Below are 25,392 nucleotides of genomic sequence, written 5' to 3' on the forward strand. Positions count from 1 at the left end.
GAACGCGGACTTCCTCCCCGGAAAGGGGCCATCCCGCATGCGCACCATCAGAGCCGCAGCAGCCGCCACCCTCGCGATCTCCATCGCCGCCGGAGTCACCGGCTGCGGAGGCGGTTCGTCCGCGAGCGGCGGCAGCAACGATTCACCCAAGACCCTCACGTACTGGGCCTCCAACCAGGGTCCCAGCATCGAGGCCGACAAGAAGATCCTGACGCCCGAGCTGAAGAAGTTCGAGAAGCAGACCGGCATCAAGGTCAAGCTCGAGGTCGTGCCGTGGGCCGACCTGCTCAACCGGATCCTCGCGGCCACCACGTCGGGTCAGGGCCCGGACGTGCTGAACATCGGCAACACCTGGTCGGCCTCGCTCCAGGCGACCGGTGCGCTGCTCCCGTGGGACAAGGCCAACTTCGACGCGATCGGCGGCCGGGACCGTTTCGTCGACTCGGCCGTGGCCTCGGCCGGCGCGGAGGGCAAGGACCCCTCCGCGGTGCCGCTGTACTCCCTCGCGTACGCCCTGTACTACAACAAGAAGAGCTTCGCCGACGCGGGCATCACCAAGCCCCCGGCCACCTGGGACGAGCTGGTCGAGGACGGCAAGAAGCTCTCCAGGGACGGCAAGTGGGGCCTGGGCGCGGAGGGCGCCAACCTCTCCAACAACATCCACCAGACCTTCGTCCTGGGCCAGCAGCACGGCGCGGACTTCTTCGACGCCGAGGGCAAGGCGACCTTCACCTCCGACGGCGCCGTCGCGGCCGTGAAGCAGTACATCGACTTCATGGCCAAGGACAAGATCATCGCTCCGGGCAACGCGGAGTACGCCCAGAACCAGTCGCTCACCGACTTCGCCAAGGGCAAGACCGCGATGGTCCTGTGGCAGGCCGCCGCCTCCACCTTCGCCTCCCAGGGCATGAAGCCCGAGGACTGGGGCGCGGCTCCGGTACCCGTCGCCTCCGGCACCCCCGGCCAGGGCAAGAACGTCAACTCCATGGTCGCCGGCATCAACATGGCGGTGTTCAAGAACACCAAGAACATCGACGGCGCCAAGAAGTTCGTCAAGTTCATGACGAGCGACGACGAGCAGAAGCTGCTCAACAAGACCTACGGATCGATCCCGCCGGTCAAGACCGCCCAGGCCGACGCCGCGTTCTCGGCACCCGACCTCGCGGTGCTGCGCGACACGCTGGCCAAGAGCGCGGCCCCGCTGCCGCAGGTGCCCAACGAGTCGCAGTTCGAGACCGCCGTCGGTACGGCCGTCAAGGAGCTGTGGGCCGACGCCGCGGCAGGACGCCCCGTGACCACCGAATCCGTCAAGGCGCGCCTGGAAAAGGCCCAGCAGACGATGCAGCAGTAAGGCTCCCCTCATGACCGCCACCGTGACCACCGACAGCCGCACGGAAAAGTCGGACAGGGTGACGAGCCGGGGCACCGGGGGTGCGCGCAGGAGACTGCCGCGCATCCCCGACCGGATCCGCCAGGGCGGACTGCCCTATCTCCTGCTCCTGCCGGCCGTTCTGCTCGAACTCCTCGTCCATGTGATCCCGATGGTCATCGGGATCGTGATGAGCTTCCGCCAGCTCACGCAGTTCTACATCAACAACTGGGGCGGGGCGCCCTGGACCGGCTTCGACAACTTCAAGATCGCCGTCGACATCAACGCCCCGATCGGCGAGGCACTGCTCCACTCGTTCTTCGTCACCTGCGTCTTCACCTTCTTCGCCGTCGGCCTGGCGTGGCTGTTCGGTGTCGCGGCGGCGATCATGCTGCAGGAGAACTTCCGCGGCCGCGGCTTCCTGCGGGCCGTCTTCCTCGTCCCGTACGCCCTGCCGGTCTACGCGGCCGTCATCACCTGGGCCTTCATGTTCCAGCGGGACAACGGCCTGATCAACCACGTGCTCCACGACCAGCTCGGGCTCACCGACCAGCCCTCGTTCTGGCTGATCGGCGACAACAGCATCTACGCGCTGATCATCGTCTCGGTCTGGAAGGGCTGGCCGTTCGCCTTCCTCATCGTGATGGCCGGGCTCCAGAACATCCCGCGCGAGCTGTACGAGGCCGCCTCGATCGACGGCGCCGGCATCTGGCAGCAGATCCGCAAGATCACACTGCCCTCGCTGCGCCCGGTCAACCAGGTCCTGGTGCTCGTCCTGTTCCTGTGGACGTTCAACGACTTCAACACCCCGTACGTGCTGTTCGGGAAGGCGGCTCCGGAGAACGCGGATCTCATCTCGATCCACATCTACCAGTCGTCGTTCGTCACCTGGAACTTCGGCACCGGCTCGGCCATGTCCGTACTCCTGCTGCTGTTCCTGCTGGTCGTGACGGCCGTCTACCTGTTCATCACCTCACGCGGAAGGAAGGGTGCCGATGCCTAGCCATGCCCAGCCGGCCGCACTGCCCCGGGCCCCGAAGTCCTCGTCACGGCGGCGGTCCCCGATGGCGGCGCCGCAGTCCTTCCTGTGGACCCGCCGCGTCATCCTGACCTTCCTGGCCGCCTTCGCGCTGCTGCCCGTCTATGTGATGGTCAGCAGCTCGCTCAAGCCGCTCCAGGACGTGTCGGGGAAGTTCCACTGGATCCCGTCCGGCCTCACCGTCAAGCCGTACTTCGACATCTGGGACACCGTCCCGCTCGCCCGGTACTTCGTCAACTCGCTGATCGTGGCGGGCACGGCGACGGTCCTCTCGGTGATCATCGCGGTGTTCTCGGCCTACGCCGTGAGCCGCTACAAGTTCCGCGGCAAGCGCGTCTTCACCGTCACGGTGCTCTCCACCCAGATGTTCCCGGGCATCCTCTTCCTGCTGCCGCTGTTCCTCATCTTCGTCAACATCGGCAACAGCACGGGCATCGCCCTGTACGGCTCGCGCGGCGGACTGATCCTCACGTATCTGACGTTCTCGCTGCCGTTCTCCATCTGGATGCTCATCGGCTACTTCGACTCGATCCCCAAGGACCTGGACGAGGCCGCGCTGGTCGACGGCTGCGGACCGCTCGGCGCCCTGTTCCGGGTCGTCGTGCCGGCCGCCGTGCCCGGCATCGTCGCGGTCGCCGTGTACGCGTTCATGACGGCGTGGGGCGAGGTGCTCTTCGCCTCCGTGATGACCAACGACACCACCCGCACGCTCGCCGTCGGTCTGCAGGGCTACGCCACACAGAACGACGTCTACTGGAACCAGGTCATGGCCGCCTCGCTCGTCGTCAGCGTGCCGATCGTCGCCGGCTTCCTGCTCCTGCAGCGCTACCTGGTCGCCGGCCTCACCGCGGGAGCCGTCAAGTGACCACTTCGGAAAGGAAGTCCGTGAACGACCTCAGCGCCCTGCCCGCCGACTTCACCTGGGGCGTCGCCACCGCCGCGTACCAGATCGAGGGAGCCGTGGCCGAGGACGGCCGCGCCCCCTCCATCTGGGACACGTTCTCCCACACCCCGGGCAAGGTGGCCGGCGGCGACACCGGCGACGTGGCCTGCGACCACTACCACCGGGTGCCGCAGGACATCGGCCTCATCAAGGAGGTGGGGGCGGGTGCGTACCGCTTCTCCCTCGCCTGGCCCCGGATCGTCCCGGGTGGCGACGGCCCCGTCAACGCGGCCGGTCTCGACTTCTACGACCGCCTCGTCGACGGCCTCCTCGACGCCGGCATCACCCCGTTCGCCACGCTCTACCACTGGGACCTGCCGCAGGCACTCCAGGACCGGGGCGGCTGGACCGTACGGGAGACCGCGGAGCACTTCGCCGCGTACACCTCCGTCGTCGTGGACCGCCTCGGCGACCGCGTCAAGGACTGGGCGACCCTGAACGAGCCGCTCTGCTCGGCCTGGATCGGCCACCTCGAAGGCACCATGGCGCCCGGTCTCACCGACCTGACCGCCGCCGTCCGGGCCTCGTACCACCTGCACCTGGGACACGGTCTCGCCGTCCGGGCGATCCGGGCCGCGTCCCCGGACGCCCGCGTCGGCATCGTCAACAACCTCAGCCCGGTGGAGGCCGCCACCGACCGCGAGGCGGACCGGGCCGCCGCCGTGCGCGGCGACGGGCACACCAACCGCTGGTGGCTCGACCCGATCCTCGGACGCGGCTACCCGCAGGACATGGTCGACCTGTACGGAGTCGAACTCCCCGTCCAGGAGGGCGACATGGAGCTCATCTCCGCACCGCTCGACTGGCTGGGCGTCAACTACTACTTCCGCCAGGTCGTCACCGCCGACGCGACGGGCCCCGTCCCGCACGCCAAGCAGGTCTATCTGCCCGGCTCCCGCCACACCCACATGGACTGGGAGGTGCACGCCCAGGGCCTGGAGCAGCTCCTGCTGCGCCTGACCGAGGAGTACGGCGTCCAGCGCATCTACGTCACCGAGAACGGCTCGGCCTACCAGGACGTGGTCCTGGCCGACGGCTCGGTGCACGACCCGGAGCGCACCCAGTACCTGGAGGAGCACCTCGCGGCCTGCGCCCGCGCGGTCCGCAAGGGAGCGCCGCTGGCCGGCTACTTCGCCTGGTCGCTGATGGACAACTTCGAGTGGGCGTACGGCTATGACAAGCGGTTCGGCCTGGTCCACGTCGACTACGCGACCCAGCGCCGCACGGTCAAGACCAGCGGCCGGCGCTACGCCGAACTGATCCGCGAAGCGACAGCAGGCCGCACCCGCACCAAGGCCGCCTGACCCCCCGCCCGGAAACCGGGCCCACCCCAGCAGCCTCCGGCCGCGACGGACTACCGCCGCCGCCGGGGGTTTCGGGGTGCGGGGCCCGGCACCTCGGGAGCAGCGGACTCATAATCCGTCGGTCGCGTGTTCCCGCCCCGCGCCCGTCACGCCTCGCGGCCGGACGCCCCGGCCGTCGCCGACTTCCAGTTCGTCAGGAGGAAGTGCAGGGCCTCGACCGCCCGCTCCCAGGACGTCTGGACCGCGCGGGGCGCGGCGAAGCCGTCGTCGGCCTCCAGGGCGGTGAAGCCGTGGAAGGTGCTGCGCAGCAGCCGTACCGCGTCCGTGAGGTCGGGTTCGGTCAGGCCGTAGGCGCGCAGCATCGACGAGGTGGTCTCGATGGTGCGGTGGTACGCGGGGGACTCGGCGGCCACGGCGGGGTCGACGCGCATCCGGGTCGCCTCGTAGCGGCCCGGGCACTCCAGCGCGAAGGACCGGTAGGCGTCGGCGAAGGCGCTCAGCGCGTCCCTGCCGGCCCGGCCGGCCACCGCCGCCTCGATCCGGTCGATGAACTCCCCCGCGGCCAGCAGGGCGACCCGGGTCCGCAGGTCGTTCAGGTTCCTGACGTGGGAGTAGAGGCTCGCGTCCTTGACGCCGAAGCCTCGGGCCAGCGCGGAGATGGTGACCTTGTCGAAGCCGATCGAGTCGGCCAGGTCGGCCGCCGCCGCCACGACCCGGTCGGTCGTGAGCCCCGCGCGAACCATCCCGTACCTCCACCGCTCCGCTGCCTAGACCCCTTAGCTTTCGCCTGCCGAGAATACACAGCGCGGCTTCCGGCCCCGGACGGCACCAGCCCGCGGTGGTCACGGATCGCCGTGACCACCGCGGGCTTCCGCACCGCGCCGACAGCGGGGAGTGGGACGGCGCGGGCAGTTCGGGAGACGACCGACAGAATACAGGGAGAGCGCTCTCCCCCGTGGGCGCGGTGCGGCCACCGGGGAGAGCGGTCCGGGTCGGCCGTCAGTGCGGGCCGCGGCGGTCAGGGGTCAGGGCAGCTCGTAGTTCTCATTGAGCGCGGCGCCCCGGCCCGGGTTCGTCTGGTCGTAGCCGCGGGCGTCGCACTGGAGACCGCCGACGATGCAGTGGTCGACCAGGGCGTCGAGCGTGGCGTCGTCCCAGGCGTTGAAGAAGTCGTAGTGGAAGCTGTGGCCGGTGCCGCTGGCCAGCCTCACCTGCGACATGTCCCCGTTGACGGGCCAGGCCATCTTGAACTCGATCATCGGCAGTGCGACCGGGTGCGAGGCCGGGCAGACGTTCTGGTTGGCGCCCTGCGCCTTCGGATAGGCCATGTGCGCCTGGTGGTCCGGGGTGTCGAGGTGCAGCCCGTCCCAGCAACTCGGGGCCTGCATCCGGATGTTCAGCTGGACATCGCGGTCGGTCGGGCAGTACGCCGGGAACTCGACGTTGTGGTACTGGTTCTGGCACTCCCAGCCCTCGACCATGCCGGGGTGGTCGCGGAACTGCTCGGCCGTCTGCGTCGGGCTGCCGACGACGAACCGGAGCCCCTTCGGGAAGGGCCGCACGCTGGTGTAGTCGGTGACACCCGCCTTGTAGTAGATGGTCTGCGGTCCGACCGAGCGGACCTCCTGGTCCCCGTTGTAGAGGGTGGGCATCCAGTACGCGGACAGGTCGCCCGGCGCCTTGCAGGCGGTGCCGCCCGCGACGAGGGAGGCCGTGGTGCTGTTCGCGTCGGTGGTGTCGTTGCCCATGAACGTGTGGTTGTGCGACTTGCCGGCCTGGCCCGGGAAGACGATCGGGTCGTCCGGAGCGGTGTGGTTGACCGAGCAGTTCGCCTGGAATTCGTGGAAGTAGGCGTGCGGGGGCAGTTCGGCCGAGGGCTCGACGCCGGTGACCGGCGGGTCGGCCCAGATGTAGCCGTCGCCGTCGGGGTCGTCGCCGAAGGGCACCGGCGCCGCCGCTGCCATCGCGTGCCCCATCGCATGGGTCACGGCGGCGGGCCGGTCGGCCGCGCGGGGCGCCGCCTCGGCCTGCCCGGCGTCCGTGATCGCGCGGAATCCGAGGCCCACGAGGGCCAGGGACGCGATGAGGCCGACGAGTGACACCAGCCTCGTCCTGCGGAGCGGTGCCGGTCGGGATCTTTCCGGGTTGGATCTTGTCGCCATGCGGACCTCCGTGCCGCTCTGCGCCCGCGCACATCGGTGTGCACGGGCGTGGGGAGAGAGTGAGCTGCCTGTGCACCGCGGAGATCCGCCCGTGGCGGCGTACCCGGACCGGAGTACCGGATCGGCCGGGAGAGCGCTCTCCAAAGCTTTGTCAGTGTTGCGCCGCCGCTGAGGGAGTGTCAAGAGTTGGTGAACAACGCGTACCGGACGGGTCATACGGGCGTCGGTCGCGGCGCGGGGACGGCCGCTGAACAGGCCGTCCCCCGCCCTCGTATCCATACTGGACATCGCAGCATCCCGTCTCCCGGTCCGCCCGCCCCCGGGGCGCCCGGGCTCCCCCGACACACCGCAGGAGCAGACAGATGAGCGGAACCGCGCAGATCGGCGTCACCGGACTCGCGGTGATGGGCCGCAACCTGGCCCGTAACTTCGCACGCAACGGCTTCACGGTCGCCGTGCACAACCGCACGGCGGCCAGGACGGACGCACTGGTCGAGGAGTTCGGTGACGAGGGCACCTTCGTGCCCGCCCGCACCCCGCAGGAGTTCGTCCAGTCGCTGGAACGGCCGCGCCGCCTGGTGATCATGGTGAAGGCGGGCGAGCCCACGGACGCGGTCATCCAGGAGTTCGCCCCGCTGCTCGACGAGGGCGATGTCGTCATCGACGGCGGCAACGCCCACTTCGAGGACACCCGGCGCCGGGAGAAGGAGCTGCGCGAGCGCGGTATCCACTTCGTCGGCGCGGGCATCTCCGGCGGCGAGGAGGGCGCGCTGAACGGCCCGAGCATCATGCCCGGCGGTTCCGACGAGTCGTACGAGTCCCTGGGCCCGATGCTGGAGAAGATCGCGGCGAAGGCCGACGACGGCTCGCCCTGCACCACGCACGTCGGCCCGGACGGCGCGGGCCACTTCGTCAAGATGGTCCACAACGGCATCGAGTACGCGGACATGCAGCTGATCGCGGAGGCGTACGACCTGCTGCGCTCGGTGGCCGGCTACTCCCCCGCGCAGATCGCGGACATCTTCCGCACCTGGAACACCGGGCGCCTGGACTCCTACCTCATCGAGATCACCGCGGAAGTGCTCTCGCACGTCGACGCGGCGACCGGCAAGCCCTTCGTCGACGTCGTGCTCGACCAGGCGGAGCAGAAGGGCACCGGCCGCTGGACCGTGCAGATCGCCCTGGACCTGGGCGTCCCCGTCTCCGGCATCGCCGAGGCCGTCTTCGCCCGCTCAGTCTCCGGCCACGCGGCGCTGCGGAACGCCTCGCGCCACCTCGCCGGGCCCACCCCCCGCAAGCTCGACGCGGACGAGGCGGCGGCCTTCGCCGACCGGGTGGAGCAGGCGCTGTACGCCTCGAAGATCGTCGCCTACACCCAGGGCTTCCACGAGATCGCGGCCGGCAGCGAGAAGTACGACTGGGACATCGACCTCGGCCGGATCGCCTCGATCTGGCGCGGCGGCTGCATCATCCGGGCCGCGTTCCTGGACCGGATCACCAGCGCCTACGAGGCGCAGCCCGGAATGCCGAGCCTCCTCTCCGACAAGAGCTTCGCCAAGGAGATCGCCGCCGCCCAGGACGACTGGCGCACCGTGGTCGCCACCGCCGTCACCCAGGGCGTCCCCACCCCCGCCTTCGCCGCCACCCTCGCCTACTACGACTCCCTCCGCGCCGAGCGCCTCCCCGCCGCGCTCACCCAGGGCCAGCGGGACTACTTCGGCGCGCACACGTACCACCGCGTCGACCGCGAGGGCACGTTCCACACGCTTTGGGGCGGTGACAGGGCCGAGGTCGAGAGCTGACGGCAGCCGGGCCGGTGGGAGCCTGGGGGCATGACCGATCCGACTCAGGCCCCCGCCTCCCCCCAGAACCCCTGTCCGGCGGACGCGGACATGCGCTCCACCTGCCCGGTGCGGCGCATGCCGGCAGCCTCCGGCGGACGTCCCGGCTACCTGGTCACCGGCTACGCGGAGGCCAGGGAAGCGCTCGTCGACGCCCGTCTCTCGAAGGACACCGCCGCCTTCTTCGCGGGCAGGGAGTCACGGCGCCGTCTGCACCCCGCGGTCGCCCACACGATGCTGGCCAGTGACCCGCCCCGGCACACCCGGCTGCGCAAGCTGGTGACCGGGGCGTTCACGACGGGGGCCGTCGAGGAACTGCGTCCGTTCATCGCCCGCGTCACCGGCGAACTGCTGGACCGGTGGCCCGCCGGTGAACGGTTCGACTTCGTGGCGGGACTGGCGGTGCCGCTGCCCGTCGTCGTGATCTGCGAACTGCTCGGGGTTCCCGAGGCCGACCGCGCCGATGTCCGGCGCTGGTCGGCAGAGCTTTTCGCCGCCGGGCGACCGGACGTCATCGACGCGGCCTCGCACGCGATGGCCGACTACATGACCGGCCTCGTCGCCGCCAAGCGCCGGCACCCCGGCGCCTCGCTCCTCGACCGGCTGGTCGCGGCCCGCGACGGCGACGACCGCCTGAGCGAGGAGGAGCTGGTCTCCCTGGCCGTGCTGCTGCTCGTGGCCGGCCACGAGACGACGACCAACGCCCTCGGCAACGCGCTGCTGGCGCTGCTCCGGCACCCGGCGGAGCTGGCCCGCCTCCGCGCGAACCCGCAGGACGTCCCCGCCGCGCTGGACGAACTGCTCCGCCACGACTCCCCCGTGAGTACGGCCACCTTCCGGTTCGCCACGGAAACCATGACGCTCGGCGGCACCGAGATCCCGGCAGGTGTCCCGGTGCTGGTCGCGCTCGGGGAGGCCAACCGGGACCCGGCGCGGTTCCCCGCACCGGACCGGCTCGACCTGGACCGCGACGCGGGCGCACACCTCGCCTTCGGCCACGGCATCCACCGCTGCGTCGGCGCTCCCCTGGCCAGGGCGGAGGCGAAGATCGCCCTGCGGGCCGTACTCACCAGGTTCCCGGACATCCGGCTCGCCCAGCCGCCCGGCGAACTGGCCTGGCGACGGACCCGGCTGATCCGCGGGCTGGAATCGCTGCCCGTGCTGGCGTAGCGGCCCCGGCTCCTGCCCGTATTCACGGAACGATCAGCGGGCGCAGGCGTCCCCGGCCGAGCCGTCCGGCTGCGGCGTCGGAGTAGTGGTGCAGCAGCAGTGCCAGGGTGAACGCGACGCCGGCGCCGACGGCGAGTCCGGCGATGATGTCGTGCGGGTAGTGCGCCCCCACCCACACGCGGGAGGCCGCCATCGCCAGGGCACCGACGGCGGCGATCCGGCCGAGGCGCGCCGAGACGAACCACAGGGCGACGGCGGAAGCGGCGGCGAGGGTGGCGTGGTTGCTGGGGAAGGACCAGTCGCCGGGCGCCGGACACGCCTCCAGCGTGGCCACGTGCAGCGTCCGGCACGGCCTCATTTCGTGTACCGCCTGCTTCAGCACCGTACTGACGGCGAACGCGATCACGGTGAGCGCGGGAACGGCGAGTGCCTTGAGCGCCTGCGGGGCGTCCCTGTCGCGGCGGGCCTGCCACCATCCGGTCACCATCAGCACGGCGAACAGCGCGAGTCCGTAGGTGGAGTAGCCGGAGATCAGGCCGTCCAGCCAGGAGGGGGCGTGGCGGGCGGTGCCGGCCACGTCCAGGTAGGCGCCCCCGTCGATCGCCGATCCGTCGGCCCGCATGACGAGCGCGGCAGTCGTGGAGTACATCAGGCGCCCTCCCCCGTACGGTGCCTGCGGCGGGAGCGCGCGAGTTCGAGTCCGACGGGGACGAGGGAGACGACGACGATGACGGCGACGATCGGCAGCAGGTAGCGGTCCACATCGGGGACGGAGGCGCCCAGGGCGTATCCGGCCAGTACCAGGCCCACGGTCCACACCAGCCCGCCGACGGCCTGCCAGAGGGCGAAAGTACGCGCCGGAACGGCCAGCGCGCCGGCCAAGGGGTTCAGAACGGTCCGCACGACCGGCAGGAAGCGGGCCAGCACGATCGCCTTTGCGTGTCCGTACCGATCGAGGATGTCCGCGGCTCTGGCCGCGCCTTCACCGATCCTGCGGGAGCGTGTGCGGCTCAGCAGTGCCGGTCCCGCGCGGCGGCCCAGCAGATAGCCGGTCTGGGCCCCGGCCAGGGCGCCCGCGGCGGAGGCGAGGAGCACCCACCCGAGCGCGAGATGCCCCGGCGTGGTGGCCGGTCCTCCGGCGCAGAGCAGTCCGGCGGTGAACAGGAGCGAGTCGCCGGGGAGGAAGAACCCGATCAGCAGGCCGGTCTCGGCGAACAGGACGACGGCGATGCCGAGCGTCCCGAAGGCGGTGAGCAGCGACTGCGCGTCGAGGAGGTTCACGGCGAGCGGGAGCGGGGGTACGGCTTGGTGCGCGGGTGTCATCGGCGCGGGGCCCCTTCGTAGTGGGCTGTCGGGTGTACCGGACCCGGCCGGACCGGGACCGACGGGGGACGCGGCGGTCGACGGCCGCCTCTTGCGTCTACAGTGAAGTAGTCGGTCTACTGCACTGTAGACGATGCGACGGAGGGGGCAGGTCTCATGACCGACACGGTGGGCGAGCGCAGACCCTCGGGCGAGTTGGAGGCGAGCGTGCTGGCGGCGCTGTGCACGGCGGACCGGCCGCAGTCGGCGGCGGAGGTGAGGGCGGAGATACCGCACCAGCTGGCCCGCACCACAGTGGCGACACTCCTCGCCCGCCTGCACGAGAAGGGGGTGGTCGAACGCACCCCGGGGCGGCGCGGCTTTCTGTACTCCGCCGTCGAGGACACCCACGGCCTGACCGCACGGCGCATGCACCGGGTGCTGGACCAGGACGGCGACCGCGGCTCGGTGCTGGCCAGGTTCGTCGAGGGACTCAGCACTTCCGACGAGGCGGAGCTCAAGCGGCTGCTGGAGGGGAACACCCCGTGATCGCCCTGCTGCTGATCCCGCTCGTCCTGCCCTGGGCCCTGCCGCCCTTGGCGCGGCGCACGGTCGCACGGGTACGGCCCGAGAGCGCACTGCTGACGATCACGTGCGCAACGGCGGCCCTTGCCGTCGGTGTCGTCGCGAGCCTGGGCGCCCTGCTGCTGCCGCTCGCCCTCGCCGTCCCAGGGGTGTCCGCCCTCGCGGAGCCGGTCCGCCCTCTCGGCGCGGGACCGCGGCTGCCCGTGCCGGCCGTGTCCGCGCTCGCCGCCGGGGGTCTGGCCCTGGCCGCCGTCCGGGGCACGCGCAAGGCGGTGGCGGAGGCGGCCCGTCTGCGCGTCGCGCACAGCCGTGCGGACGGCCTCCCCGACGCGGGAGGGCTGTGCGTCCTCACCGACCCCCGCCCCGAGGCCTTCGCACTGCCGGGCGGGCCGCGGCGGGAGGGCCGGATCGTGGTGACCACCGGCATGCTGCGCGCCCTGGAGCCGGCGGAACGCGAGGTACTGCTCGCGCACGAGCGCGCCCACCTGGCCGGAAGGCACCACTTCTTTCTGTGTGCCGCCGAACTTTCCGGGCGGTGCCATCCGGCCCTGGCGTCGGTGGCGAAAGAGGTCTCCTTCGCCACCGAACGGGCCGCCGACGAGGCCGCCGCCCGGCACTGCGGCGACCGCGCCATCGTGGCGCGGGCGGTGGGCCGCGCCGCACTGGCCGCGAACCGGGCCCGCGCGGCCGACACGCCCGCTCCGGCCCTCGGCGTCGCGGCGGGCCCCGCCCCCCTCCCGCGTCAAGGCCCTGCTCGCCCAGGCACCGGTACGCCGCGTGGTTCCCGCGCTCCTCGCCATGGCCCTGGTCTGCGCGGCGGCGGGGGGCTCGTCGCCGGCCGGTGCCGTATGGCTGCACGGCGGCATCGAAGCCGCGCAGGGCGAGCAGCCCCGCGAGTGACCACCGCACGGGATGAGGACAGCCTTTCCTGACCGTCTACATTTGCGTAGACTCAGCCGCGCGGCCGGGCCGCAGTCGCCTGCCCCTGCTTCGACCGGAGAAAGGAACCGGCGTGTTCGGCAACTACCTGATAGGACTGCGCGAAGGCCTGGAGGCGAGCCTCGTCGTCTGCATCCTCATCGCCTACCTCGTCAAGACCGGCAACCAGCGTCGGCTGCCGCCCCTCTGGCTGGGCGTCGGCACAGCCGTCGTCCTCTCGCTCGCCTTCGGCGCGCTGCTGCAGTTCGGCTCCTCCGCCCTCACCTTCCAGGCCCAGGAGGCTCTCGGCGGCACCCTGTCCATCCTCTCGGTCGGCCTGGTCACCTGGATGGTGTTCTGGATGCGGCGCACGGCCCGCCACCTCAGGAGCGAGCTGCAGGGCAGGCTGGACGCCGCCCTCGCCCTGGGCACCGGCGCACTGGTGATCACCTCGTTCTTCGCCGTGGGCCGCGAGGGGCTGGAGACCTCCCTGTTCATCTGGACCGCCGTCCAGGCCAGCGGCGACGGCGTCCGTCCGCTCGTGGGGGCCGTACTCGGTCTCGCGACCTCCGTGGTTCTGGGCTGGCTGTTCTACAGGGGAGCCCTGCGCATCAACCTGAGCAGGTTCTTCCGCTGGACCGGTGCCATGCTCGTGGTCGTCGCCGCGGGCGTGCTCGCCTACGGGATCCACGACCTCCAGGAGGCCGACCTCCTGCCCGGCCTGCGCCTCCTCGCCTTCGACATCAGTGGCGCCGTCCCGCCCGACTCCTGGTACGGCACCCTGCTGAAGGGCATCCTCAATTTCCAGCCCGACCCGACCGTCTTCCAGGTCGTCGTCTGGCTGCTCTACCTGATCCCTGTGATGGCGCTCTTCCTCTCCCCCGAGCGCCCTCGCCCGGCCCCCCTGTCCGGGAAACCGGCCGGCAGCCTGACCGCCGAGTGAACGCGACGCCGGCTCCGAGCCCCGCCCGGGACGAGACATGATGTACGAGAGCAGAAGGCCCGACGCAGACGCGGTCACGGCCGCGACTCCGCAGGCCGAGCACGCGGTGGAATGGCTGGCCGCCCGCGAGGACGTCGAACAGGTATTCCGCGCGACTCTGGAAGGAATACCGAGCGAGCGGGACGAGCGCCTCGCGCGCATGGCCGACGTCCTCCAGGCCACCGCACAGGGACTGGGTCCGGAGGCGGCGGCCGTGTGGGCCGGCGTGCCCGCGCGTCTCCTCCAGCAGTGGCTGGCCACCGACGCGGCCTTTGCCTCCGCCGTCCGGGCAGCCTCGGCCCTGGCCTCGGCACACGGACTTGCGCCGGGCGGAAGGAGGACACCGGCGATGCTCCGTGTCGTCGTCCTGGCGCTCAGCAGGGGCGAGACCTTTGACGCGGCGGCCGGCGTGGCGGGGCTGACCCCTCACAAGCTGCGCCTGCTCTGGCGGGCGTCCCCCACTCTGGTCGCCCTGGTCGAGGCGGCCCGGCGCTCCCGGCCGCGCACCCGGAAGAGCTATGTGCCGGCCGCGTACCGGCCGCGAAAGCCGGGACGCCCGTCCCCCGGCACCGGATACCGTCTCGTCCAGCGCGACGACGAGTAGGGGTGCGCGGCGGCGGGGGCATCGTGCACATCGAGGGGTGACGGCCGGTCAGAGGGCACGGTCCCACGGCACCACAGTGGTTCCGGGGGCATCCGGATCGCGTGGTCGGGGCAGGTCACGCGGCACATCCCGGTCCCACGTCCGACAGCCCGATCCCGCATCCGCATCCGCATCCGCATCCGCCCAGGCGTAAGCACAGGCACCCGGGCCGGTCAGCCGGCACGCACGGCGACAGCCGCGTACTCCACGTACTCGTGCACTCCGTAGGCGAGCCCGAGCGCGGTCAGTGCCGCGAGGGCGACGGCGCCCGCCAGGGCGGCGGCCCCGGCGCGCCGGGCCCGTCCGCGCGGTGCCACCGGCTCGGGGAGGAGCAGGGCCTCGACCCGCCGGGGTACGGGACCGCTCGTCGCCGACAGCAGGGGGTAGCCACTCGGTCCCGGCCGCCCGTGGGACGAACCGGCCAGGGCCGCCCGGGCGAGGGCCGCGGCCGCGACCCGGCGGTCGCCCACGGCTGTGGCGGCCGCCTCGTCCGCCCACCGCTCCAGGTGGAACGCCAGTGACTCGCGTACGCCCCGCAGTGCGGGGTGGATCACGGAGGCGAGGTCGGCCACCGCCGAGAGCAGGTGGTGGCGCCCGGCCAGATGCGCCCGTTCATGGGCCAGAAGCACCTCGCGCTCCCGCGCCTTCAGCGCCCGCACCATGCCGGAGGTCACCACGACCCGGCCGAGGCGTCCCCGGTGGCCAGGCAGCGCGAACGCGTCCACCCCGGCTCCGGGCACCACGAGGAGATCTCCCTCGCCCGTCCCTCCGGCAGCCGCCAGCCAGGCCCGCCGGATCAGCGACCAGTGCTGGAGCCGGCGGCGGATCAGCAGCACGAGCTGGGCGAGCAGGACGGCTCCGGCAGCGCAGGCGAACGGCACCGCGGCCGGCCACACCTCCAGCACGCGCGGCAGGGGCACCCGCTCCAGCGAGGCGAGGAACGGTACGTGGAACAGTCCGATCAGCGCCGCCACCGTCCCACCCGCCAGAAGGACCGCCGCACCCGTCAGCGCCCAGGAGGCCTCACGCGGCGGCAGCACCCCGGCCAGACGCCGGGCGGCCGGGGCGGCGGCCCAGGGGAACGCGAGCGCCAGCACGGCCAGGACCAGTACGTACGTCACCCGGATTCTTCCTCGGCATCGAGCAGCAGGCGGCGCAGTGTCTCCTCGTCGTCCTCGGACAGCGAGGACACGAACCGTTTCAGCACCAGGTCACGGTGCGGCTCGCTCGCCAGCTCGCGATGCATGCGTCCCGCGACGAGTCCTGCCGCGTCCTCGACGGGCTCGTAGGCGAAGCCGCGCACGGCAGGGACCCGGCGCAGGGTGCCCTTCTCGTACAGACGGGCCAGGATGGTGGCCATCGTCGTCCTGGCCAGCCCCTTGTCCAGAGCGGCGTTGACCTGCTGCGCGGTCATCGGCTCACCGGCCTCCCACAGCACCGCCAGCACCTCTGCCACGAGCTCGCCGTGTCCACGTCTTTCGTCCCGGCGCTTCGCCAAGGCTCTCCATCCTCCCTCACCCGAGTACAGCGAGCCGGGCGACTACCTCCCCAGCCGATGACAACGCCGTACGAGAAGCGCACAGGCGACTGTAAGGCATACCTAATCTACCGGGCCGGGACACGTCACCCGGGGCGGGCGATGAGTTTCGCTGTGACGCCCCGTCCACCTCCACGTACCCGCTCGACCGGACCCGAGGAGCGCACCGTGACCGCCACCTACACCTTCGACGTCTTCTCCACCCTCGACGGCTACGGCCGTCCCGGTACTCCGGACTGGGGCGGCTACTGGGGCAAGCAGGGCCCCGAGCTGCTCGACCACCGTCTCTCGCTGTACGAGGCCGAGCAGCGGATGGTCTTCGGGGCCCACACGTTCCGGGCGTTCGCGCAGGTGCTGACGCCCGCCTTCGCGGAGTCGGGGCGTGACGCCTGGGTCACCCGGATGATGAACCTGCCCGCGACGGTGCTGTCGGCCACCCTGGAGGGACCGCTCGACTGGCCGGACGCGACCCTCGTGAGCGACGACGCCGTGGACGCCGTCGCCCGGCTGAAGAAGGAGTCCGAGGTGCCGCTGCGCTCGCACGGCAGCATCGCGCTGAACCGGGCGCTCATGGCCGCCGGACTCGTCGACCGCGTCCAGCTGACCATCTTCCCCGTGATCACCGGGCGGACCGGTGATCACCCGGTCTTCCACGACGCGGCCGACTTCGACCTCGAACTGCTCGACAGCCGGACGTTCGACGGCAGCATCCAGGAGCTCACCTACCGGCCCACCCTGCACACCTGAAGCCCTCCGGGCACGGCGACCGGCGCAGCGCCCGCTACTCGCCGACCAGCAGGATCTTGCCGGTGTGGCCGCCGGCCTCCATCCGCCGGTGCGCCTCGGCGGCCTCGCGCAGGGGCAGCCGGTCCTCGACGAGGAGGCGGACGGACCCGTTCTCGACCATCGGCCAGATGTTGTCCCGGACTTCGGTGACGACGGCGGCCTTCTGCTCCTCGGACCGGGTGCGCAGGGTGGTGCCGTACACGGAGAGGCGCTTGAAGACCAGGTCGGCGAGGTTGATCCTGCCGTCCAGGCCGTTCTGCAGGCCGATGACGACCAGGCGCCCGTCGACGGCCAGGGAGCGGATGTTGCGTTCGAGGTAGTCGCCGCCGATGACGTCGAGGATCACGTCGAAGGGGCCGTGCTCGGTGAAGTCCTCGGTCCGGTGGTCGACGGCCGTGTCGGCGCCCAGTGCGCGCGCCCGTGCGACCTTCTCCGGCCCGCCCACCGTGGTGACGACACGGGCCCCGAGCGCCTTGGCCACCTGGATGGCCATGGAGCCCACACCCCCCAGTCCGCCGTGCACGAGAAGAGTCTCGCCCTCCCGGAGACCGGCGGTCGTGACGAGGTTGGACCAGACCGTGGCGGTCACTTCCGGCAGGCCCGCCGCCTCGACCAGGGAGACCCCCCGGGGGACGGGCAGCAACTGCGCGGCGGGGACGGCGACCTTCTGCGCGTAGCCGCCTCCGGTCAGCAGGGCGCAGACCTCGTCGCCCACGCGCCATCCGGTGACCCCCTGGCCCAGGGCGCCGATGCGGCCGGAGACTTCGAGCCCCGGGTAGGGCGAGGTACCCGGCGCCAGCGGGTAGAGCCCCATCCGCTGCATCACGTCCGCACGGTTCACGGCGCCGGCCACCACGTCGACGACCACCTCCCCGGCGGCGGGCTCCGGGTCCTCGACCTGGCTCCACTCCAATACCTCGGGGCCACCGGGTTCCCTGATCGTTATCGCCTTCATGACGCTCCGTTCCTCCGGATCGGGGTGCGGACGGGTCGGGAATGCCCGCCACCCTCGAATGTTTACGGTGCACACATTAGCCGTCCATGTTTACGGCGTCAACATGCACGCCCGGCGCACCGCGCGATGCGCGGGGAGGGCCGCCGCGGCGCGGTTGCGCTTCAGGAGCGGGAGACGACGATGGTTCGGGGGGCGGACTCGGGGTGAACAGCAGCCGCGGCCGGCGAGGCCGTGCGAACAGGGCACTCGCGTGCCCGCGACATGGAGTCGACATGACCGACCTTCCCCCTCCGATCACCCCCTACCTCGAACCCGCCGCGAAGGAGCTGTGCGAGGCCACGGATCCGCACCCCCGGATCTACGAGGTCCCCCCGGAGAAGGGCCGCGACATCCTGCTCGGCCTGCAGAGCGACGCGAGCGTGCCCCGCCCCGAGGTCGACGAGGAGTGGGTCGACGTGGACGCGGGCGAGTGGGGCACGGTCCGCACCCGCATCATCCGGCCCAAGGGGGTCACCGGCCCGCTGCCGGTGGTGTTCTACATCCACGGCGCCGGCTGGGTCTTCGGCGACGAGAAGACCCACGACCGGCTCTTCCGCGAACTCACGGTCGGCGCCGGGGCCGCGGGCGTCTTCCCCGTCTACGACCGCGCACCCGAGGCGAAGTACCCCACCCAGGTCGAACAGAACTACGCAGTGGGCCAGTGGGTCGCGCGGCACGGCGCCGAACACGGCCTGGACACCTCGCGCATCGCCGTCACCGGCGAGTCGGTCGGCGGCTGCATGTCCGCCGTCTTCGCGCTCATGAACAAGGAGCGCGGCGGCATCGACCTCAAGGCACAGGTCCTGCTCTACCCGGTGGCCGACGCCGGCTTCGACACCCCGTCCTACCTCCAGTTCGCCGAGGGCTACTACCTCACCCGCGACGCCATGAAGTGGTTCTGGGACGCCTACACCACCGACCCCGCCCAGCGCGCCGAACACCACGCCTCCCCGCTCCGGGCCACCCTGGACCAGCTCAAGGGCCTGCCCACCACCCTGGTCATCACCGACGAGGCCGACGTCCTGCGCGACGAGGGCGAGAGTTACGCCAACAAGCTGCGCGAGGCCGGCGTGGACGTGACCTCCGTACGCGTCGCGGGCATGGTCCACGACTTCCTCCTCCTGGACAGCCTCCGCGACACCCGCGCCGCCGACGTCGCCCGCAAACTCGCCGTCGACGCCCTGCGCACGGCCCTGCACGACGACTGAGACCACCCCCTCGGCCCGGCGGCCCGGGCTCCAGTGTTGACGGTGCTTACATGGCGCGTTAGGTTCATGTGAGCACCGTCAACATGAGCGCAAGGGAGCAGCCGCGATGTCATCGAACCGACAGGAACCGGGCGGGCGGGAAGCCGGCCGGGCGACGGCCGGCCTTAAGGACACGGTCGAGGCCGACCTGGGCGGCCGTACGGTCAAGGTCCCCCGAGGGGGTCTGTACGACCGGTACCGGATGGACACCGACCTCGACGAGGTCGCCCGCGACCCCCGTGTCAGCGGGGTGGACTTCTTCCGGAAGCTGCCCAAGTCCCGGGTCGATTCCCGTATCGGCCCCACCCTCACCCCCAACTTCTACTACCGGATCTCGACGGCCCGGCTGACGATGCTGGCCCGCTCCCGGGCGATCCGCGCCCGCCTGCCCGAGGAGCTGGCCCCGCTGGAGGTGGCGCCCGGACTCGGCCTGGTCTCGGTGATGTTCTTCCGCTACGACGTGTGCGACATCGACTTCTACACGGAGGCCGCCGTCGGCATCGCCGTCAGGCCCGCCCGGCACGGAAAGCTCGGATTCCTCGACCTCGTCACCGGCCTGAAGAACGAGCAGCTCGACTCCTATGTGCTGTCCCTGCCCGTGAGCACGCGGATCGCCCAGGTCCGCGGCCACGAAGGCTACGGCTTCCCCAAGTGGGTCACCGACCTCGACGTCGAGGTCAACGCCCAGCGGACGACCGCCCGCGTGGCCACCGACTCCGGCGGCGTCGACCTGGCGCTCTCGGCGCGCACGCCGAAGCAGACGGCCTTTCCGAGCGGTGAGCGCGTCGGCTCCCTCACGTCGTACACCTCGATCGACGGCGCCTGGCACTCCACCCTGAGCCAGACCAACGTGCTCAGCGCCGGGACGACCCGCTCGGCCCGCGGCATCTCGCTCGAGGTCGGCAAGGGCCGTATGGCGGACGACCTGCGCTCCCTCAGGCCGATCAGGACCATCCAGTTCGACGCCATGACCGAGGGCCAGCTCGCCCTCCACATGCCCGTCCCCACCTCGGTCCCGAGCCGGGACAAGTAGAAAGGGCCCCCGCCGTGACCACCACCGGACACGCCACTCCTCGCACCGCCTCCCCGCGCCCGGGCCTGCCCGCTTCCCTCACCCCGGCCCTGCTCAAGAGGCTTGCCGCGCGGGTGTCGGCCGGGCCGGAAGCGGCCCGGGTCACCACCACCACCCCCTACAACGGCCTCCCGCTGGCCGACCTGCCGGTGTCGGCCCCGGCCGACGTCGAGGAGGCGTTCGCCCGTGCCCGTACGGCTCAGACGTCCTGGGCCGCCACCTCGGTCGCCGAGCGCAAGAGGGTCCTGCTGCGCTACCACGATCTCGTCCTGGCCCGTCAGGACCAGGCGCTGGACCTCATGCAGGCCGAGAACGGCAAGACCCGCCGCGACGCGTTCCTCGAGGTCGTCGACATCGGCGTCGTCTCCCGGCACTACGCCCGCGCCGCCGCCAAGTACCTGAGCCCCAAGCGGCGCCGCGGCGCGATCCCCCTGCTGACCCACACCACCGAACTGCGCCACCCCAAGGGTGTCGTCACCGTGATCTCGCCGTGGAACTACCCGCTCAGCATGGCCGCGAGCGACACCATCGCCGCCCTCATGGCCGGCAACGCCGTCGTGCAGAAGCCCGACACCCAGACCGCCCTCACCGCTCTGTGGTCCATGGACCTGATGTACGAGGCCGGGCTGCCGGCCGGCGTGTGGCAGATGGTGATCGGCCAGGGAAGCTCCATCGGCGGCGCGCTGATGGACAACGCCGACTACATGATGTTCACCGGCTCCACCGCCACCGGACGCCGGATCGCGAGCGACGCCGGCCGGCGCCTCATCGGCGCCTCCCTCGAACTCGGCGGCAAGAACGCCATGATCGTGCTGGACGACGCGCGCATCGACAAGGCCGCCGACGGCGCCGTGGCCGGCTGCTTCCCCTCGGCGGGCCAGCTGTGCGTCTCCATCGAGCGGCTGTACGTGGCCGAGTCCGTCCGTGACGCGTTCGTCGCCGCCTTCGTCGCCCGTACCAAGGCCCTCGAGATCGGTGCGGCGTACGACTACGGCATCGATGTCGGCAGCCTCACCACGCCCTCCCAGCTGAGGACGGTCACCGAACACGTCGAGGACGCCGTCGCCAAGGGCGCCACCGTCCTCGCCGGCGGCAGGGCCCGCCCCGATCTGGGGCCGTTGTTCTACGAGCCGACAATCCTCACCGGGGTCACCCCCGACATGAAGGTGTACGACCACGAGACGTTCGGCCCCGTCGTCTCGGTCTACTCCTACCGCGACGTCGACGAGGCCGTCACCCTGGCCAACTCCTCGCCCTACGGCCTCAATGCCAGTGTCTGGTCGCGCGACGGAGCACGCGGCCGGGCCGTCGCCGCCCGCCTGCACGCCGGCACCGTCAACGTCAACGAGGCCTTCGCCGCCGCCTGGGGAAGCGTCGACGCGCCGATGGGCGGCATGGGCGACTCGGGACTGGGCCGGCGTCACGGCGCCGACGGCATCCTCAAGTACACCGAGCCCCAGACCGTCGCCCACCAGCGTCTCCAGGGCTTCACACCGCCGGCCCGCGTCTCCCCCGAGACCTGGGCAGCGCTTCTGACGGCTTCGCTGAAGGTCCTCCGGGGACCTACGTCCACACGACGGCCACGACGGCCGCGCCGGCCGTGAACGTCCCCACGGCGTAGAAGGCCCACTGCTGCTTGTTGCGCATACCCACCAGCGCCGTCACCGCCACCAGGACGTCCAGGGCCAGCTTCACCGCCATCTTGGCGTCGATCACCGTCAGGTCGAGGGAGGTCCGGGTCCAGATGAGACCCGCGCCGGTGACGAGCTGGACGACCGCGCTGGTCGGCATGTAGCTGCCGGCCACCGGGTCCTTGCCTCTGAGCTGGAAGAAGATGCCGCCCAGCAGGGCGGCGAACCCGAAGAGGTGGAAGACGAGGAACACGTACCGAAGAATCTCCATGCCGGTGGTCTCTCTCCAGAGTCGCAACGGATTGACGGTTCACGAACTCCGGGGAGTTCACCGCAGGGTGAGCGGGGTCTCGGAGGTGATGCGGGACAGCTTCTCGGGGTTGCGGACGACGTAGAGGCCGGTGATACGGCCGGCCTCCACATGGACCGCCAGGATGCTGTCCAGCTCGCCGTCCAGGTGGAGGGCCAGTGCGGGGCTGCCGTTGACCATGGCGGGGACGAAGGTGATCGGGATCCTGTTCCTGCCGAGACCGACGGTCAGAAGCCGGGCCACCTTGCCGGCGCCGACGATCGGCCGCAGCGCGGCGTGCTTCAGCCCGCCGCCGTCGCCCATGTAGACGACCTCGGGCGCGAGCACGTCGAGCAGCCCCTGCAGGTCCCCGCCCTCCAGCGCCCGCACGAACGACTCCACGGCCGCCCGTGTCTGACGCTGCGAAACCACCGCGCGAGGGCGCCGGGCGTCCACGTGCCGCCGGGCCCGGTGGGCGATCTGGCGGACGGCGGCCGGGGTCTTGTCGATCGCCTCGGCGATCTCGTCGTACCCGACGTCGAAGACCTCGCGCAGCACGAAGACGGCCCGCTCGGTCGGTGACAGCGTCTCCAGGACCAGCATCACCGCCATCGACACGCTCTCGGCGAGTTCGGCGTCCTGCGCCACGTCCGGCGTGGTCAGCAGCGGCTCGGGCAGCCACGGGCCCACGTACGACTCCTTGCGCCGGGACATCGCGCGCAGCCGGTTGAGCGCCTGCCGGGTCGTGATCCTGACCAAGTACGCCCGCTGGTCGCGCACTTGGCCGAGGTCGACCTCGACCCACCGCAGCCAGGTCTCCTGCAGGACGTCCTCGGCATCGGCCGCCGAGCCGAGCATCTCGTACGCGACGGTGAAGAGCAGGTTGCGGTGGGCGACGAAGGTCTCGGTCGCCCGGTCGACAGCGCGATCATCACTCATGACGCGATCATCTCCCCCTCGGCCGGGCCGGATCTAGGAAATCCGTTCGACGGCCGGCGCCTCGGCGCGCAGGGCCGCCAACGCCTCACGGCGTCCGGCCCCGCCCTTCATCCGGTGCAGGCCGTACCCGCCGGGCCGGTGCGCCTCATCGGCCAGGTGCTTCACGACGCCCTTGCACACGGTCTCCTTCATCTTCGCGCCGAGGCGACCGCCGATGTGCAGCCACACCGCCACGTCCGACCGGTTGCCGAACTGGAAGATGCCGGTGTCCCGGCCCAGGCTGATGCACTGCGCCCCGAACGACTGGTTCAGGGTCTCGGGCCGCTCCCCCGACAGCCGGCTGAGCACCGTGTCGGCGGCCCGCGCGCCCAGCGGCATCGCCGTCTGGCAGCTCATCCGCAGCGGGAGGCCGGAGGGCGCCGCCGAGTCCCCGGCCGCCACGATGCGGTCGTCGTCCACACTGGTCAGCGTCTCGTCCGTGAGCAGCCGACCCAGGGCATCGACACTCAGCCCGCTGCGGGTGGCCAGGTCCGGAACCCCGAAGCCGGCGGTCCAGACGGTCACCGCGCTCGGCAGCTCCCGGCCGTCGGCGAGCCGCACCGCCTCACGCGTCACCGCGGTCACCTCCGTGGTGGGACCCTCGACGACCTTCACCCCGAGCGCCGCGAGCCGCCGGGCGACCGACCGCCGCCCCCGCCGGTGGAGGTACGGACCGAGCACCCCACCGCAGACCAGGGTCACACGGCGGCCCTGCTCCGCCAGTTCGGCGGCGGTCTCGATGCCCGCCGGACCGGCTCCGACGACCGTCACCGGGGCCGCCGCGGGCGCGGCGTCGAGGACCGGCAGCAGCCGCTGCGCCTCCTCCAGGACGGCGATCGGATGGGCGAACTCGGCCGCCCCCGGCACCTGCGGATCGGCGCTGCCGCTGCCCACCGCGTAGACCAGGTAGTCGTAGCCGACCGTGGCACCGCTCGCCAGCTCCACACCACGCCCGGCCGCGTCGATCCGCGTCACGCTGTCGACCACCAGCCGTACGCGCTCCGCCAGGACCTCCCGGTAGTCGACGGCAGCGGTCCCGGTCCCGCCCACCATCTGGTGCAGGCGGAGCCGGTGGACGAAGCCGGGGCGCGGATTGACCAGCGTCACGGTCACGTCGCCGCGCAGCGTCAGACGGTTGGCCGCCATGACGCCGGCGTACCCGCCGCCGATCACGACCACGTCGGTGTTCTCCACCATGATGATGTCTCCCTCGTTTCGAGCGGTTCGAGCTCAAGACACCACCCGCACGCCCCCTGTGACAGCATGTGATCCAGAACACACCGGGGACGGCTACGCGGGAGGGCCCGCCGCCCCGGCGCCGCGCGGCGCCGACAGCCAGGCCCGGTAGCGGCGCAGCGCCCCGCGCTGCTTCCACTGATCGGAGAGCAGCGCGTACACCGGATGGATCCGGGGCCTGGGGTGCTTTCCACGGGCGAGGCGGGCCATCTGGTGGCGGACCTGAGCCATGCCGGCGGCCGAGGCGAGGACCTTGTCGGACCACGTCACCGGCGCCGGCTGCCGGCCGGCCTCCCTGTGGCCCCTCCAGCGGTCGGGCAGGTCGGGGGTGACGGCGAGGGCGGTGCCCATGCCGATGACCGCCACACCGCTGTCGAGGACCCGCTCCGCGGTGGCGCGCCGCGTGATTCCGCCGGTGAGCATCAGCGGCAGCGGGCTGGTCCTCACCAGGTCCTTCGCCAGGTCCAGGAAGTACGCCTCGCGCGCCTGGGTGCGCGCGTCGGCGGAGCGGCCGGTCATGGCCGGACTCTCGTAGCTCCCGCCGGACAGTTCGACCAGGTCGACACCGAGGGGTTCGAGCATCTCGATGACCTGGCGGGCGTCGTCGGCGTCGAAGCCGCCGCGCTGGAAGTCGGCGGAGTTGAGCTTGACCGCGACGGCGAAGGACGGCGAGACGGCGGCACGGACGGCGCGCACGACGTCGAGCAGCAGCCGGGCGCGGTTCTCCAGCGACCCGCCCCACCGGTCGGTGCGCTTGTTGACCAGGGGGGAAAGGAACTGCGAGAGCAGGTAGCCGTGGGCGGCGTGGATCTCCACGCCGTCGAAGCCGGCCTTCTCGGCACGGTGGGCCGTGACGGCGAAGCGGGTGACCGTGGCGTCGATCCGGTCGGGGGTCATGGCACTCGGGCGGCCGAAGCGGCCGCTGTGCCGGCCCAGGTCGACGCCGACGTCCGAGGGGCCCCACACGACGCCCGGCATGCCGGAGGCCACCTGCCGGCCGGGGTGGTTGATCTGCATCCACAGTTTGCCGCCGCCGGACTTGCCCGCCTCGGCCCAGTCGGCGAACGGCTTCAGCGGCGCGTGCTCGTCGAGCACGACACCTCCCGGGCCCGTCAGCGCCTCCGCGTGCACCATGACGTTGCCGGTGATCAGCAGTCCGGTGCCGCCGGCGGCCCAGCGCCGGTAGAGCGTCAGCAACCGCCGGCCGGGCAGCTGGCCGACCCCTGCCAGGTTCTCCTCCATCGCCGCCTTCGCGATCCGGTTGGCCAGCACCTGCCCGGAGCGCAGGGGCAGCGGCGAGAACAGCTCGCTGGTCATCCCAACTCCTCTCTGTCGTCTCTGTCGCTTACGATGTATGCATCGTT

General features: G+C 71.6%; 25 protein-coding genes. 14 read left to right on the forward strand and 11 right to left on the reverse strand.

What is annotated here, in order from left to right; genetic code table 11:
- Positions 1-37 precede the first annotated feature (37 nt).
- Genes RLT58_RS02815 through RLT58_RS02830 form a run of 4 tightly spaced genes read left to right on the forward strand, consistent with a single transcriptional unit; the run spans position 38 to position 4,655 of the window.
- On the forward strand, positions 38-1,351 hold the full coding sequence (locus tag RLT58_RS02815; protein ID WP_311308761.1) for an ABC transporter substrate-binding protein: 1,314 nt from the start codon (positions 38-40) through the stop codon (positions 1,349-1,351).
- Positions 1,352-1,361: 10 nt separating this feature from the next.
- On the forward strand, positions 1,362-2,372 hold the full coding sequence (locus RLT58_RS02820; protein ID WP_311308762.1) for a carbohydrate ABC transporter permease: 1,011 nt from the start codon (positions 1,362-1,364) through the stop codon (positions 2,370-2,372).
- Positions 2,365-3,273 (forward strand): carbohydrate ABC transporter permease, encoded by a 909-nt coding sequence (locus RLT58_RS02825; RefSeq protein WP_311308763.1) that lies wholly within the window; start codon positions 2,365-2,367, stop codon positions 3,271-3,273. The genes RLT58_RS02820 and RLT58_RS02825 overlap by 8 nt, the downstream gene beginning before the upstream one ends.
- 20 nt (positions 3,274-3,293) lie before the next feature.
- Positions 3,294-4,655 carry a GH1 family beta-glucosidase gene (locus RLT58_RS02830; protein WP_311308764.1) on the forward strand — a complete coding sequence of 454 codons (1,362 nt, stop codon included), beginning with the start codon at positions 3,294-3,296 and terminating at the stop codon, positions 4,653-4,655.
- 146 nt (positions 4,656-4,801) lie between these two features.
- On the opposite strand, the gene RLT58_RS02835 is transcribed toward RLT58_RS02830, so the two are convergent.
- The gene (locus RLT58_RS02835; RefSeq protein ID WP_311308765.1) at positions 4,802-5,398 is read right to left on the reverse strand and encodes a TetR-like C-terminal domain-containing protein; all 597 of its coding nucleotides are present in this window, start codon (positions 5,396-5,398) and stop codon (positions 4,802-4,804) included.
- A gap of 282 nt (positions 5,399-5,680) precedes the next feature.
- The gene (locus RLT58_RS02840; RefSeq protein ID WP_311308766.1) at positions 5,681-6,817 is read right to left on the reverse strand and encodes a DUF1996 domain-containing protein; all 1,137 of its coding nucleotides are present in this window, start codon (positions 6,815-6,817) and stop codon (positions 5,681-5,683) included.
- 362 nt (positions 6,818-7,179) lie between these two features.
- Here RLT58_RS02840 and gndA point away from each other — a divergent pair, with 362 nt between their 5' ends.
- Complete coding sequence (gene gndA, locus RLT58_RS02845) at positions 7,180-8,619, forward strand: NADP-dependent phosphogluconate dehydrogenase (protein ID WP_311308767.1); 1,440 nt, start codon at positions 7,180-7,182, stop codon at positions 8,617-8,619.
- 30 nt (positions 8,620-8,649) lie between these two features.
- The gene (locus RLT58_RS02850; protein WP_311308768.1) at positions 8,650-9,828 is read left to right on the forward strand and encodes a cytochrome P450 family protein; all 1,179 of its coding nucleotides are present in this window, start codon (positions 8,650-8,652) and stop codon (positions 9,826-9,828) included.
- Between the two features lie 22 nt (positions 9,829-9,850).
- Here the strand turns inward: RLT58_RS02850 and RLT58_RS02855 are convergent, their stop codons facing one another.
- Positions 9,851-10,477, reverse strand: a complete 627-nt coding sequence (locus RLT58_RS02855) for a phosphatase PAP2 family protein (RefSeq protein WP_311308769.1) — start codon at positions 10,475-10,477, stop codon at positions 9,851-9,853.
- Positions 10,477-11,151: a DedA family protein gene (locus tag RLT58_RS02860; RefSeq protein WP_311308770.1), complete on the reverse strand. Its 675-nt coding sequence runs from the start codon at positions 11,149-11,151 to the stop codon at positions 10,477-10,479. Before RLT58_RS02860 ends, RLT58_RS02855 begins: the two co-directional genes overlap by 1 nt.
- Positions 11,152-11,307: 156 nt before the next feature.
- Here RLT58_RS02860 and RLT58_RS02865 point away from each other — a divergent pair, with 156 nt between their 5' ends.
- From RLT58_RS02865 to RLT58_RS02880, 4 genes are all read left to right on the forward strand, one after another.
- Positions 11,308-11,679, forward strand: coding sequence for a BlaI/MecI/CopY family transcriptional regulator (locus RLT58_RS02865; protein ID WP_311308771.1), 372 nt, complete (start codon positions 11,308-11,310; stop codon positions 11,677-11,679).
- Positions 11,676-12,647, forward strand: coding sequence for a M48 family metalloprotease (locus RLT58_RS02870; protein ID WP_311308772.1), 972 nt, complete (start codon positions 11,676-11,678; stop codon positions 12,645-12,647). The genes RLT58_RS02865 and RLT58_RS02870 overlap by 4 nt, the downstream gene beginning before the upstream one ends.
- A gap of 80 nt (positions 12,648-12,727) precedes the next feature.
- Positions 12,728-13,576, forward strand: a complete 849-nt coding sequence (gene efeU, locus RLT58_RS02875; protein ID WP_311308773.1) for an iron uptake transporter permease EfeU — start codon at positions 12,728-12,730, stop codon at positions 13,574-13,576.
- Between the two features lie 37 nt (positions 13,577-13,613).
- Positions 13,614-14,219: a hypothetical protein gene (locus tag RLT58_RS02880; RefSeq protein WP_311308774.1), complete on the forward strand. Its 606-nt coding sequence runs from the start codon at positions 13,614-13,616 to the stop codon at positions 14,217-14,219.
- A gap of 212 nt (positions 14,220-14,431) precedes the next feature.
- Here RLT58_RS02880 and RLT58_RS02885 read toward each other — a convergent pair whose 3' ends face one another.
- Both RLT58_RS02885 and RLT58_RS02890 read right to left on the reverse strand, forming a co-directional pair.
- Positions 14,432-15,379 carry a M56 family metallopeptidase gene (locus tag RLT58_RS02885; RefSeq protein ID WP_311308775.1) on the reverse strand — a complete coding sequence of 316 codons (948 nt, stop codon included), beginning with the start codon at positions 15,377-15,379 and terminating at the stop codon, positions 14,432-14,434.
- A complete protein-coding gene (locus tag RLT58_RS02890) occupies positions 15,376-15,714 on the reverse strand; it encodes a BlaI/MecI/CopY family transcriptional regulator (RefSeq protein WP_399130791.1) in 339 nt (112 codons plus the stop codon). Before RLT58_RS02890 ends, RLT58_RS02885 begins: the two co-directional genes overlap by 4 nt.
- A gap of 249 nt (positions 15,715-15,963) precedes the next feature.
- On the opposite strand from RLT58_RS02890, the gene RLT58_RS02895 reads away from it, so the two are divergent.
- Positions 15,964-16,542 carry a dihydrofolate reductase family protein gene (locus RLT58_RS02895; protein WP_311308777.1) on the forward strand — a complete coding sequence of 193 codons (579 nt, stop codon included), beginning with the start codon at positions 15,964-15,966 and terminating at the stop codon, positions 16,540-16,542.
- A gap of 34 nt (positions 16,543-16,576) precedes the next feature.
- Here RLT58_RS02895 and RLT58_RS02900 read toward each other — a convergent pair whose 3' ends face one another.
- Positions 16,577-17,536 (reverse strand): NAD(P)H-quinone oxidoreductase, encoded by a 960-nt coding sequence (locus RLT58_RS02900; protein WP_311308778.1) that lies wholly within the window; start codon positions 17,534-17,536, stop codon positions 16,577-16,579.
- A 272-nt stretch (positions 17,537-17,808) separates the two neighbouring features.
- Between RLT58_RS02900 and RLT58_RS02905 the strand changes: the two genes are divergently transcribed.
- The 3 genes from RLT58_RS02905 to RLT58_RS02915 all read left to right on the forward strand — a co-directional run bounded on the left by RLT58_RS02905 (position 17,809) and on the right by RLT58_RS02915 (position 21,498).
- Complete coding sequence (locus RLT58_RS02905; RefSeq protein ID WP_311308779.1) at positions 17,809-18,783, forward strand: alpha/beta hydrolase; 975 nt, start codon at positions 17,809-17,811, stop codon at positions 18,781-18,783.
- 106 nt (positions 18,784-18,889) lie between these two features.
- Complete coding sequence (locus tag RLT58_RS02910) at positions 18,890-19,855, forward strand: acetoacetate decarboxylase family protein (RefSeq protein ID WP_311308780.1); 966 nt, start codon at positions 18,890-18,892, stop codon at positions 19,853-19,855.
- Positions 19,856-19,869: 14 nt separating this feature from the next.
- Entirely contained in the window at positions 19,870-21,498 is a 1,629-nt protein-coding gene (locus RLT58_RS02915; RefSeq protein ID WP_311308781.1) for a succinic semialdehyde dehydrogenase, read from the forward strand.
- Here RLT58_RS02915 and RLT58_RS02920 read toward each other — a convergent pair.
- From RLT58_RS02920 to RLT58_RS02935, 4 genes are all read right to left on the reverse strand, one after another.
- On the reverse strand, positions 21,458-21,796 hold the full coding sequence (locus tag RLT58_RS02920; protein WP_311308782.1) for a hypothetical protein: 339 nt from the start codon (positions 21,794-21,796) through the stop codon (positions 21,458-21,460). The two genes, RLT58_RS02915 and RLT58_RS02920, sit on opposite strands and share 41 nt — an antisense overlap.
- 57 nt (positions 21,797-21,853) lie before the next feature.
- Positions 21,854-22,753, reverse strand: coding sequence for an RNA polymerase sigma-70 factor (locus RLT58_RS02925; protein WP_311308783.1), 900 nt, complete (start codon positions 22,751-22,753; stop codon positions 21,854-21,856).
- A gap of 33 nt (positions 22,754-22,786) precedes the next feature.
- Positions 22,787-23,989, reverse strand: a complete 1,203-nt coding sequence (locus RLT58_RS02930) for an NAD(P)/FAD-dependent oxidoreductase (protein ID WP_311308784.1) — start codon at positions 23,987-23,989, stop codon at positions 22,787-22,789.
- A 93-nt stretch (positions 23,990-24,082) separates the two neighbouring features.
- Positions 24,083-25,345 carry an NADH:flavin oxidoreductase/NADH oxidase family protein gene (locus RLT58_RS02935; RefSeq protein WP_311308785.1) on the reverse strand — a complete coding sequence of 421 codons (1,263 nt, stop codon included), beginning with the start codon at positions 25,343-25,345 and terminating at the stop codon, positions 24,083-24,085.
- Positions 25,346-25,392 lie beyond the last annotated feature (47 nt).

The organism is Streptomyces sp. ITFR-16 (assembly GCF_031844705.1).
Taxonomy (GTDB): domain Bacteria; phylum Actinomycetota; class Actinomycetes; order Streptomycetales; family Streptomycetaceae; genus Streptomyces.

Bases quoted from the DNA above. Each gene is read 5' to 3' on its own strand.
- gndA (WP_311308767.1), top strand. From the start codon at position 7,180: ATGAGCGGAACCGCGCAGATCGGCGTCACCGGACTCGCGGTGATGGGC.
- RLT58_RS02855 (WP_311308769.1), bottom strand. From the start codon at position 10,477: ATGTACTCCACGACTGCCGCGCTCGTCATGCGGGCCGACGGATCGGCG.
- RLT58_RS02935 (WP_311308785.1), bottom strand. From the start codon at position 25,345: ATGACCAGCGAGCTGTTCTCGCCGCTGCCCCTGCGCTCCGGGCAGGTG.
- RLT58_RS02925 (WP_311308783.1), bottom strand. From the start codon at position 22,753: ATGAGTGATGATCGCGCTGTCGACCGGGCGACCGAGACCTTCGTCGCC.
- RLT58_RS02865 (WP_311308771.1), top strand. From the start codon at position 11,308: ATGACCGACACGGTGGGCGAGCGCAGACCCTCGGGCGAGTTGGAGGCG.
- RLT58_RS02905 (WP_311308779.1), top strand. From the start codon at position 17,809: ATGACCGACCTTCCCCCTCCGATCACCCCCTACCTCGAACCCGCCGCG.
- RLT58_RS02900 (WP_311308778.1), bottom strand. From the start codon at position 17,536: ATGAAGGCGATAACGATCAGGGAACCCGGTGGCCCCGAGGTATTGGAG.
- RLT58_RS02840 (WP_311308766.1), bottom strand. From the start codon at position 6,817: ATGGCGACAAGATCCAACCCGGAAAGATCCCGACCGGCACCGCTCCGC.
- RLT58_RS02930 (WP_311308784.1), bottom strand. From the start codon at position 23,989: ATGGTGGAGAACACCGACGTGGTCGTGATCGGCGGCGGGTACGCCGGC.
- RLT58_RS02880 (WP_311308774.1), top strand. From the start codon at position 13,614: ATGATGTACGAGAGCAGAAGGCCCGACGCAGACGCGGTCACGGCCGCG.
- RLT58_RS02920 (WP_311308782.1), bottom strand. From the start codon at position 21,796: ATGGAGATTCTTCGGTACGTGTTCCTCGTCTTCCACCTCTTCGGGTTC.
- RLT58_RS02815 (WP_311308761.1), top strand. From the start codon at position 38: ATGCGCACCATCAGAGCCGCAGCAGCCGCCACCCTCGCGATCTCCATC.
- RLT58_RS02850 (WP_311308768.1), top strand. From the start codon at position 8,650: ATGACCGATCCGACTCAGGCCCCCGCCTCCCCCCAGAACCCCTGTCCG.
- RLT58_RS02825 (WP_311308763.1), top strand. From the start codon at position 2,365: ATGCCTAGCCATGCCCAGCCGGCCGCACTGCCCCGGGCCCCGAAGTCC.
- RLT58_RS02860 (WP_311308770.1), bottom strand. From the start codon at position 11,151: ATGACACCCGCGCACCAAGCCGTACCCCCGCTCCCGCTCGCCGTGAAC.
- RLT58_RS02820 (WP_311308762.1), top strand. From the start codon at position 1,362: ATGACCGCCACCGTGACCACCGACAGCCGCACGGAAAAGTCGGACAGG.
- RLT58_RS02910 (WP_311308780.1), top strand. From the start codon at position 18,890: ATGTCATCGAACCGACAGGAACCGGGCGGGCGGGAAGCCGGCCGGGCG.
- RLT58_RS02835 (WP_311308765.1), bottom strand. From the start codon at position 5,398: ATGGTTCGCGCGGGGCTCACGACCGACCGGGTCGTGGCGGCGGCGGCC.